Source organism: Streptomyces diastaticus subsp. diastaticus, assembly GCF_011170125.1.
Classification (GTDB): Bacteria; Actinomycetota; Actinomycetes; order Streptomycetales; family Streptomycetaceae; genus Streptomyces; species Streptomyces diastaticus.
The window spans coordinates 2183294-2193358 of record NZ_BLLN01000003.1; the positions used below are offsets into that span (position 1 = coordinate 2183294).

Annotated in this window: 8 protein-coding genes and 1 pseudogene; all 9 read right to left on the reverse strand. The window is 72.1% G+C overall.

Annotation, left to right across the window (positions count from 1 at the left end):
* Nucleotides 1-220 precede the first annotated feature (220 nt).
* A complete protein-coding gene (locus Sdia_RS17610) occupies nt 221-889 on the reverse strand; it encodes an HAD family hydrolase (RefSeq protein ID WP_189500608.1) in 669 nt (222 codons plus the stop codon).
* The gene (locus Sdia_RS17615) at nt 889-2847 is read right to left on the reverse strand and encodes a phosphoribosyltransferase (RefSeq protein WP_189500607.1); all 1959 of its coding nucleotides are present in this window, start codon (nt 2845-2847) and stop codon (nt 889-891) included. The genes Sdia_RS17610 and Sdia_RS17615 overlap by 1 nt, the downstream gene beginning before the upstream one ends.
* Entirely contained in the window at nt 2844-3638 is a 795-nt protein-coding gene (locus Sdia_RS17620; RefSeq protein ID WP_189500606.1) for a class I SAM-dependent methyltransferase, read from the reverse strand. Before Sdia_RS17620 ends, Sdia_RS17615 begins: the two co-directional genes overlap by 4 nt.
* Nucleotides 3635-4102 (reverse strand): hypothetical protein, encoded by a 468-nt coding sequence (locus tag Sdia_RS17625; protein WP_189500605.1) that lies wholly within the window; start codon nt 4100-4102, stop codon nt 3635-3637. Before Sdia_RS17625 ends, Sdia_RS17620 begins: the two co-directional genes overlap by 4 nt.
* Entirely contained in the window at nt 4095-5600 is a 1506-nt protein-coding gene (locus tag Sdia_RS17630; protein ID WP_189500604.1) for an NAD(P)-dependent oxidoreductase, read from the reverse strand. The genes Sdia_RS17625 and Sdia_RS17630 overlap by 8 nt, the downstream gene beginning before the upstream one ends.
* Before the next feature lie 37 nt (nt 5601-5637).
* Nucleotides 5638-6183 (reverse strand): hypothetical protein, encoded by a 546-nt coding sequence (locus tag Sdia_RS17635; protein WP_189500603.1) that lies wholly within the window; start codon nt 6181-6183, stop codon nt 5638-5640.
* Nucleotides 6184-6536: 353 nt separating this feature from the next.
* Complete coding sequence (locus Sdia_RS17640; protein ID WP_189500602.1) at nt 6537-7286, reverse strand: hypothetical protein; 750 nt, start codon at nt 7284-7286, stop codon at nt 6537-6539.
* A gap of 996 nt (nt 7287-8282) precedes the next feature.
* Nucleotides 8283-9446: pseudogene (locus Sdia_RS30770) on the reverse strand (acyl-CoA dehydrogenase family protein); the annotation flags it as partial.
* A gap of 82 nt (nt 9447-9528) precedes the next feature.
* On the reverse strand, nt 9529-9993 hold the full coding sequence (locus Sdia_RS17650) for a GAF domain-containing protein (RefSeq protein WP_189500601.1): 465 nt from the start codon (nt 9991-9993) through the stop codon (nt 9529-9531).
* Nucleotides 9994-10065 lie beyond the last annotated feature (72 nt).

A 10065-nucleotide genomic window follows, 5' to 3' on the forward strand; every position in this document is an offset into this window, starting at 1 on the left:
CGCAGGTGGTTGGGCGAGGTGAGCAGGGGGGGCGAGGGCGGCCCTGTCGGTATCGGTCAGCGGGCGGCTGGCGGGGTGTGCCGTGGTGACGGCGCGGGCCAGTCGGTCCAGTGCCGCAGTGGTGGTGTCGGCCATGGGGAAGGTCCTTTTGGGTAGGGCCTGCCGTCCCCCGGGGTGTGCAGCGGTCCCCGGGGGAGGGCGGGCGGTATTCGGGATGCGGTCAGGTGGCGGTGGACGGCTCCGGCGCGGTGGTAGGGCAGGCGGCCTGGGCCTGGCACCAGGCGGCCAGGTCGGCCGGGGTGTCCAGCAGCCGGTCAGGTTCGGCTCGGGTGAGGTCCTCACAGCTCGCGTAGCCGTAGGCGACGGCGATCGCGGTCAGACCGGCGGCGTGGGCGTGCCGGACATCGCTGCCGGTGTCGCCGACGTACGCGGTCGCTCCCCACCGGGTGCGCAGGTCGCGGAGTTTGTCGGTCTTGCTGCCCGGCTCGTCGCGGGAGAGCAGGACTTGGGGCATCGCCTCCGGGGTGAGGGTGCGGGCGAGCAGGGTGCGGACGGTGGTGTGGTGGCTGCCGGTGACCACTGCGTACCCGGGCCCGGCGGCCAGGCTGGCCAGCGGGCCGGCCAACTCGGGGATGACGCCGTGCGGTTCGCCGGTGGTGGCCCGGGCGGTCAGCTCGGCGTGCCGCTTCCAGAACCGCTCGGCGATCTCGAAGTCGATCCAGCGGGTCAACGAAGCGCTTAGCACGCCCTGGTAGACGACCGGCAGGTCGGCGGGCCCGGCCAGGTCAGGCAGCGCCCACAGCTCCATCTCCTCGCGGACGTCCTGATAGCAGCGCCAGGCCCGGGCGCGGGAGTCGTGCAGGACACCGTCGAAGTCGAACACCAGCATCAGCTCACCTCGCCCAGCGTCACGACCGGTACACCGCACCAGGTCAGTAGTTTGGGGCGGGGCAGCAGCCGGGCGAGGTCCTCCAGCGCGGCCCGGTCCCGGTCCCAGGCCGACGGCGCCTTGAGCGGGGCGAGCAGCAGCACGTCGCCTTCGCGCACGGCCTCGGCGCGGCCCTCGGCCCAGCGGGCGACAGCCTTCTGCGCCATCTGCGTCTCCTCGCCCGTCGGGCCGGGGCCGATCGGGCGGGCGGCGGTGCCGCCGAACGGTAGCCGGGGCTGCACCAGAGCCCCGGGCGGCTCCTGCCACCGGTGCACGACGCCAGGCATGGCCGTCTCCGGACCGCCGACCAGGTCACTCAGGACGCGCTGCACGGCCTCAGCCGCCTTCGACATGCCGCGCTGAAGCCGGTACGCCTCCACGGCGGTCTCGGCCGCCCGCTGCGGGTTGTAGGTGCGCGGCAGCTGCGCGCCCCGCGCCGTCCCATAGCACAGCAGCGCAACAGCGAGCGGCGCATACCAAGTCCTGCTGCCGGGAAGACGGCGGGCGAGACGGTCGGCGACGGTGTCCAGGCTGCTGCCAAACGCGACGCAGAGCGCGGCCAGATCGAGCAGCGGGGTGAGCAGCTCGTTGTCGCGACGGTAGGCGTGGGCGAGGTGCCCGGTCTTGCGCAGGCGTCCGGCGTCGTCGAGGAACCACTTCTCCGCCTCGCACCGGTTGTCCGGCAGCGCCGGGGCCAGCGCGGACAGCAGCTGCAGCATCCGCGCGGCGGCCGACGCCGCCACCGCGGTGTCCGTTCCGGTCAGGGCCCCGGCCACCGCCTGCAGAACTGCGGGCATGGGCCCGCCGGGGGCCGCGGATTCCACCGGGAGCTGCCGGGCACGGGCCAGGACGTAGTCCATCGCCTCCTCCAGTCGTTCGGGCGGCGGCTGGGGGCCGAGGCGAGCGGCGGGGGCGAGGCTCTCACTGACCACCAGCGCGGGCGTCACGGCGAGTGTGGCCGGGACCACGGGGCTGCGTACCGAGGCGGCCGCGGCCCGGGCGGCGTCGCCGAAGATCCCGGGCGGCACCCATCCGGCGACCGCGTGCCGAAGGCCTCCAGAGGTGGTCAGCCGGACGGTGGCCCGGGCCGGGGAACGACGCCGCACGCCCGGCCACGGCGTCAGGGCGGAGTTCTCCCGCCCGGGCACGAGACCCTCCACTACCGGCGCCGGCCCGGCATCCTGCCAATCTGCGTGCGCGTCCAGGTAGGCGGACAGGGCGTCCGGTTGAAGGCGGCGAGTGGACTGCCACCGCTCGCGCGGCAGCACGGTGACCGCGACCCCCTCCTGACGCAGTCCCTGCACGTCGGCGGGGTCGAAGACGGGCACCAGTACCTCGCCGCCGGCCGGTCCCGGCACGCTCTGGGCGAGGCTGAGCAGGGTGCGGCCGGTCAGCGGCGGGTCGTCCACGAGCAGCACCCGCCGCTCCCGGACGTCCAGGTCCTCGCCGGGCCGCACGCTCGTCACCCGCACATCCAGGCCCGCGGCTTCCAGCCGGGCGGCTATCAGCGGCGCCAGATACGCCCCGCCGGTGCGCACCCCTGCGACCAGAACCGGCCCGGCGTCCCGCCGGGCTCCCAGCCATGCTTCGGCCAGGGCGAGGGCGTCTGGGCACTCCACGCCTTGGACGGCCAGGGACGCCGGCAGGCGCACGAGGGAAGCGTCCCTAGTCAGCCGGTCGGGGATGCGGTAGAACTCGGGCGTGATGAGGGCGGTCTCGCCAGCCGCGAGCCGCCGGGCGGCGCGCAACGTCGTCTCCCGCAGCACCCGGGCCCCCGGCGTGGCGGTGTCGCAGCAGCGGATCCATAGCGCGGCCAGCGACTCGTAGCAGCGCAGCGCCTCCATCGGCTGCCCCGCCCGGGCCTCAAGGGACCGGGTGAGGTGGGCAATGGTCAGCGGCCGGATGACCCCGCTGGTCATGCGGTGGCCTCGCGGCGCGCCACGGCGTGCACCAGGCGGCCCAGCTCCCGGTACGGGCTGCGCCTGGAGGCGGCCCATTCGGTCTCGAACGCCGCCTGGTACTCCTCCTCAGTGGGCTTCCAGTCGGTGCGGTGGTCGTGGAAGATCCGCACGCCCTGCCACGGCAGGGGGGTGAGTCCGTTCGCGCGGGCGAGGCTGTCCAGGTGGTCGGGGGTGTCGCCGCGGGTGGTGATGCCGAGGTTGCCGACGCTGGCTGCCTGCCCGCTCTCGATCTGCGCCCGGGCCGACGCGTAGTCGCCGGACAGCGCCTCGCGCACGCCCACGGCGAGCCGGTTCTTCGTCAGGACGCTGAGGATGCCGCCGTCGGCGACGAGCCGGGCGAGGTGGGCGACGGGGGCGACGGAGTCGGCCAGGTACATCACGACGCCGTGGCACACGACCGCGTCGAACGCGGCGTCGTCGAACGGCAGTGTGTAGATGTCGCCCTCGCTCAGGGTCACTCGCTCGGCGATCTCGGGGACGATGGCGACCCGCTTGGCGGCGGCCTCGAGCATGCCGGGCGACTTCTCCACGCCGGACACGTGGTGTCCGGCGGCCGCGAGACGCAGCACCATCTCCCCATCGCCGCATCCGACGTCCAGGACGCGGGCAGACCGCTCACCGAGCTCGGCCAGGACGCGGCGTGCGGTGATGTCGTGGCGCAGACGGCCACGGCCGCCGCCGGAGTACGCGGCGTAACCGGAACCGACGGTCGCGAAGTCCGGGGCGGTGGAGGAAGAAGCAGCGGTCATGAGGTGAACTCCTTGTTGAGAGTGGGCCAGTGTTCGACGAGAAAGCGGAACGAGGGGTAACGGCCTCCGGCGGACAAGGCCTCTCCGGCTGCTCCGGAAGGGGCGAAGGTGCCGGTGCGAATGGCCTGGCGGATACGGACCAGGCGCGGGATCCGGGCGGCCAGCTGCGGCACCCGGGCCCGGGCATCCGCGGCCGGCAACCATGCAGTCAGCTGGTGCCGGCGCATCTCCTCCCACACCACGACGTCCGCGGTCCCGCTGTCCAGGCGTACAGCGAGGAAGTGCGGCACCGCGGTCGTCCCCGGCGACGGGCCGCGGTGGCCGAGGGTGGTGACGGCGCCGGGGTAGCCGGTGCGCAGGGCGGTGAGGTGCTCGGCGAACACGGCGCTGAGGTTGCAGGCCAGGCATCCGCACACCGACCGGACGCCGGTGAGGTCGTCGACCGTGAAGATCCGTTCAGCCACGTCCGCCGCCGGCGGCCGGGCCGTAGAGGCGGTAGTAGTCGTCGACGATGCCCGCCTCGGCGAGGATCAGGTTGGTCGCGGCGACGTTGTGCCCGGGGCGCAGCCGCTCGTCGGCGCAGGCCAGGGCCACGGCGCCGACCGCGAGCCCGGCCAGGACCAGGTCGACGTAGCGGTTGGATAGGGACTCGGCGTAGTGGAAGTTGATCGGCATGCCGTGCCCGAGGACGACGATCTCGGGGCCGCCGGCGAGCTGGTAGCCGGTTCCGAGCACGCCCCGGTCCGTCACCGCGGTGCTCGCGGCGCGCAGCTCGTCCAGATCGAACTCGAAGTTCCGGCTGGTGGTGCTGACCAGGAAGGAGCGCTCCGGCAGGAGCCGGGCCTCGCGCGCGCCGAAGCTGCGGCTGCCGACGCAGCCGATGACCAGCCGCGGCTGGTGCGTGCGCACCAGCTGCTCCAGCGACCTGCCGGTGAGAAATCCTTCCTCGTGCGCGGCGACCAGGCGGGTGATGTCGGAGTCGAACACCGCGACCCGCATCCGCCGCATCTCCAGGACGCGGGCGACCTCGTGCCCGATCCGGCCGAAGCCGAGTACGAGCGCGGCCTGACCCTCCAGCTTCTCGTCCGGCAGCAGCCGCAGGGTGTTGCGGACGGCCGCGTCGGCGATGCCGTACGACTCGATCATGGACTTCATGTCGCTTTCGGCCACGCTGAACAGCGGCAGCGGCAGGTCGAGCCCTTCCACCCTGCGAATACCGGAGGTGGTCTGCTCCACCAGCCCGACGAAGTGGTCCGCCTGGCCGGGCAGTTCGCGAAGGACGGTGGGCATCACGTAGCCGCCGTCGTCCATGACCACGGTGCGCTTGCCTGCGGCCGCGACCCGGGCGGTGTGGTCCTCGATCCCCGCCCGCAGGTCCCGGTATCGCCAAACGGCGATGCCGTGCCGCTGCACCAGGTGCGCGTCCACCCGGTGGGTGTGCGCGTAGGGGTACTCCTTGTCGATCACGGTCATGTGCCCCGGGTCCACGCCGAGGGCGAGCAGACTGTCGACCAGCACGACAAAGTCGCGCATGTGGTGGATCGTCAGCAGCACACCGACGCCGGAGAGCGGCTTGTCGGCCCACCGGTTGGCCAGGTGACTCGTCAGCGGCAGCTCGGACACGGCAGCGGCGATCTCGGTGGCGGTGAACGGCAGATGGCGTACGGCCGTGAAGTACGCCTCAGCCGCGGCCGGGGTGCCCTGTTCGAACGTCGCCACGATCCGGTGGGTGTGCGCGGCGGCCGCGGCCGGGTCCGCCGGGGCGGCCAGCGTCAGCCGACCGCGGCCGCCGTCGGCGAGCGTGCACTGCCACGATGCTGAGGTCTCGTCCCAGTCCATGCTCTGCACGCCGGGAGTGAGAGCGAGGCGGGCGGCGAGTTCACCGGCCAGATGCCGGGCCTCGTCCTGAGTACCGATGATATCGACCGCGTGGACGAGCGGCGGTTTCACGGATGTGGGCATGGACGCCCTCCTGTCAGGGGTAGGGGATGCCCGGGGCTCAACGCTCGCCGGGAAGGGTGTAGGTGTGGCAGCGGCCGGTGACGCGCATGCCGCTAGCGGTGAAGTCGGCCGGGTCCTGCCGCGTCACCGCGCGCACCGTCGCGACCTGTCGTTCGGCGGCCAGGGTGTGCGCTTGGGCGATGAGCCGCCTGCGGACCTCCGTATCGGCGGCCCACACCTCGGCCACCAGCAGCTCACTGCCGGTGGTGTTTCGCTGGACCAGGGCCAGCAGCAGCGACCCGGTCGGCGGGTCGAGCAGCAGCGTCTCGGCGCTGAAGCGTGCGTCGTCCCGCCACCGCGGCAGCGTCGACGCGGCGAACGACGACTCCAGACTGGCGAAACGGCGGCCGGCCGCGGCGACGTACGCCTCCAGCCCGGTGATGCCGACTGCGGTGACGGTGCCGGGCCCTTCGGCGGACGGGGTGCCGTGCAACACCGTGATGGGGCGCAGCACCTCCCATCCGGACCTGGTGAAGAACATGCCAGCGCCGTCCCGGTCCACGGGCACGTCCGTGGTCACCAGCGGCCACTGCACTGCGTCCACCACCGTCTGCAGGAGCCTCAGACCGAGATCTGCTCGGCGCGCCGACGGCTTCACGACCGGACCCCACAGCCGCGCCCTCGCCTCACCGGGCTCCGGGCGCCGCACCGCACACCAGCCGGCCAGGTCCTGCCCGTTGCGGGCCACCGCGAGGACAGGCGGCACGCGGTCAGCGCGTTCGTCAGCCGCGAGCGCACCAGGGAGGCGCTGACAGGCCGGTCGTCGCTGTACCCGCTAATGCAACGCTGAGCCAAAACCGCCAGCTCCTCACACACATCGCCATCGAGGTTCGAGAGCAGGTCGATCTGCACGGGAGGGGGGTCACTCATGCCACGGTCCTTCCTGCGAGGTGGACATCACTCACGCCGCTCACGCCGCGCGGGGTTATCGGGTGGTTCAGGATGTCGGTGAGGGTGTCCCGGCCAGGCGTCCCCTTCCGTCGGTCGACTGATCTGAGCGGACAGCGCACTGGTAGCGCCGGGCATGACCATCAGCTGGCGACGGGCGAGGCCCACAGCGCGGTGGACGCGGTGCGGAGCGTTCTTGATCTCACTGGCTTCCGGCAGCCTCGGGTCCCCGGCGGCGCCGGGGACCGGGTAGGAGTTGTTGTCGCCGGCGATGAGCGCGGGCAGGGTGACGCTCTTGCCGTTGGGCGTGGTCACCTTCTTGTCTGTCCAGGTGGTCAGCCATTCGGCTTCCAGCATGCGCTGGGTGAGGCTGGCGTAGTTGAGGTGGTAGGACACTGCGAGGAAGGGGAGGGCGTCGGGGCCGGCTTCCTCGTAGCGGAGGGTGAGGGCGGTGGGGGGGGGCAGTACGTACTGGGGGCCCCGGCTCTCTGCCCAGTCGCGGATGACGGAGAACCGGCGGGGGTTGATGAACAGGGCGGTGCAGGAGTCGCCGCCGAGTTCGCCGTGCATGCCGAGCATGCGGGCCTGTGCGTGGAAGATGGTGCGGCCGCTCGCGTCGGCCTTCCAGAGTTCCTGCCGGTAGACGAGGTCGGGATTGAGCGACTTGAGCAGTTCGTCACCGGCCTGTCGCCGGGCCGGGTCGTTCTTGCCGTTGTTCTCGAAATTCCAGCTGATCACGGTCAAGTGGTCGGTGCTCACTTGTGGGTCGTCCCTTCGATCGGGTTGCTGAGGTCTTGGACACGGACGCATTGGTCAGGGGAGCGGGCGAGGCTGGTTCTCGGCTGCTGAGGCAGGCATGAGGTCTCGAAGTGAGTTGACTGCGCGGCCTAGGAGTGCCAGGCGCCACAGCTGTGAGGTGAGGTCTTCGGGCCAGTCGGTCAGGGCGGCGACGGCGGTTCGTCTGCCCGCGAGGGCGGCTGGGTGCTTCTGGGGGTTGCCGGCGGCCACCAGGGGGATGAGGTGGCTGGCTGCGGAGACGAGGATGCCGCGGGTGCCGTGCACGGTGTCTGGAGAGGGATAGACGCGCTGGCGCCACCACCTGAACGCGTGTGCGGCCGCATGCCTCGCTTCCTCGTGGCCGACCGTCCCGGCACCGTGGTGTCGCAGCGCCTCGGTGATGGCGCCCCAACTCAGCAGGGCGGTGCGAGGGGGCCGTGCCACTTCGGGGCGTCTGCCGGGGACGGCGGTCAGGGTGCCGGCGTCGATGAGCGTCTGGATGGCGCCTCTGGTGTCGTAGCCGTCGCTGGCCAGCATGTGCCTGAGCTCCTGCCGGGGAGGTATGGGTTCCCCGGGCAGGAGGGCCCCGCCGTCGCAGAGCTTGACGATGTAGTCGGCGATCTCGGTGGCGCGGCAGGGCACGGTGTCGGATGCCTGGATCTGCGCGCGGCCGGTTGTCAGCGTCACGATGCCTTCGGCTGCGAGGTCGGCGAAGGCGTGGGCCACCTGGTCACGCGTCACTCGGTCGCCAGGCTTGGAGAGGTCTTCGGCGACGAGACCGCGGGACACGATGATGCCTGGTGGGTAGGTGCGGTCGCTGATCCGCGCCTTGATGTGGTCGGTGACCGTCTGCACGGCGGCGCTGCCGCGTTCGGCCTCAGTGGGCGCGCGTAAGCCAGGAGGCTCCTCTTCTTTCGAGAGGTCGTTGGGGGTTCTCCAGGGCTTCCACGGGTCGCTCACGGAGGCGGTGAGGCGGTGGGCCAGGCGGTGTGACCAGTCGGGGTGGGCGGTGCCGAGAGCGGTCTGGGCGAGGCGGAGGTGCTGGATGTCGGTGGTGCCGGCCGGTGCGGTGAGGCTGAGGCTGTCGCGCAGGTGCCGCTCGATGCCGGCGTCGGTGTGAAGGCCCTCGGCGCCGAGCATGTCGATGGCCTCTCGGGCCGAGTCGATGGCGGACTCGGTGCCGACGGCCTTGGCGGTCATGGCCGCCGCGTCGCCCGGCCGGCCGTGGTCGAGCAGGTGGGCGGCCTGGTAGGCCAGCGTTTCGCTGGTCAGCAGGCGTGCCTGCATGCGGCCGAGAGCGAGCTGGACGGTCGGCAGGGCCGACAGCGGTTTGCCGTAGCGCTGCTGGGCCGTCACGTAGCGGCAGGTGGCGTCGAGGACGGCGCGATGGACCCCGAGGGCCACGCCGGTGAGTTGCAGGCGGCCGTAGAGGACGCTGCTGCTGTAGGCGACGGCCAGCCCGTCGCCCACCTCGCCCACGCGGTGTGAGACGGGCACGCGGCAGTCCTCGAAGATCAGCTCGCCGAAGCTGAAGCCGCGCAGGCCGATGGAGGTCCTGAGGTCGCCGAGCCGCAGCCCGGGGGTTCCGGCGTCGACGAGGAGGGCCAGGAGCCCGTCGGAGCCCCGGCCCGTACGGGCGACGACCCCGTGCACGTCCCCGATGTGGCTGTTGCCCACGAAGACCTTGCGGCCGTTGAGGACGTACTCGTCGCCGTCCCGGACAGCGGTCGCCTGCATGCCCAGGACGTGTCCGCCGGAGCCGGGCTCGGTGACCGCGATGGTCGGCAGGCAGTCGCCGGCAGCGATCCTCGGGAGCCACCGGGTCTTCTGCTCCTGGGACCCGAAGTGGAGCAGTTTCGCAGTACCGAGCTGGCTCGCCTGGACGGCGGCCGCGACGGCTCCGCTGACCCGGGCGATCTCCTCGATGATGAGCAGCTTGGCGACCTGCCCGGCGCCCATCCCGCCGTACGAGGCCGGGATGGTGACGCCGATCCAGCCGCGCCGTGCGGCGTCCCGGACGAGGTCGGTCTCGATCTCCTGGGACGTCTCCAGCGCGGCCACCCTCGGGGCGACGTGGGCCTGGGCCCAGGTGCGCACGGCGTCGCGCAGGGCGTGGTGGTGGTCCGTGAGTACGGTCTCGATCACGGCCGCAGCTCCTTTCGACGTCAACGGGTGGCGGGACGGGGCGATATGAGCTGCTGAGCGGCGTCTCGGTACTGCTTGATCAGTGCGAGGGAGTCGTTGCCGGAGGCACTGGGCAGGGGTGCCGGCCGACGAAGCAGACCGTGCCGAACGTGGTGCCCTGCTCATCGAGCAGCGGGGCGCCGGCGTAGGTGCGGATGCCGATCTCGTTGACGACCGGGTTGCCGGTGAAGCGCGGGTGTCTGTAGACGTCGGGCAGGACCAGGGCCTTGGACCGGGTCCGGACCTCGGGGCAGTAGCCGTACGCGGAGTCCATGTGCCGGCCGACCTGTGGCAGGCCGCTGTCAGGGCCGGGGGCGGCCAGGCCCAGGAAGTGCTGGGCGTGATCACCGAAAAGATTGACCATGGCCCACGGCACGCCCGCGGCGTGCGCCAGATCCTGGGCGAGCTGGTCGAGGTTGCGCTGGACGTCGCCGGTGATGCCGAGACGTCCTCGCAGGACGGCCGCTTCGTGGTCGATCGGTGCGGGGTGTAGGCGGTTGGTCATGCGTGGGACTCCAGGGCTGCGCGGCGGGAGTTGAGGCTGTGCTCCACGACCGTGATCAGGAGCTGGACAGCG

Excerpts from the sequence above, each read along its gene's own strand:
- Sdia_RS17610 (WP_189500608.1), bottom strand. The coding sequence starts at position 889 with ATGCTGGTGTTCGACTTCGACGGTGTCCTGCACGACTCCCGCGCCCGG.
- Sdia_RS17615 (WP_189500607.1), bottom strand. The coding sequence starts at position 2,847 with ATGACCAGCGGGGTCATCCGGCCGCTGACCATTGCCCACCTCACCCGG.
- Sdia_RS17620 (WP_189500606.1), bottom strand. The coding sequence starts at position 3,638 with ATGACCGCTGCTTCTTCCTCCACCGCCCCGGACTTCGCGACCGTCGGT.
- Sdia_RS17630 (WP_189500604.1), bottom strand. The coding sequence starts at position 5,600 with ATGCCCACATCCGTGAAACCGCCGCTCGTCCACGCGGTCGATATCATC.
- Sdia_RS17650 (WP_189500601.1), bottom strand. The coding sequence starts at position 9,993 with ATGACCAACCGCCTACACCCCGCACCGATCGACCACGAAGCGGCCGTC.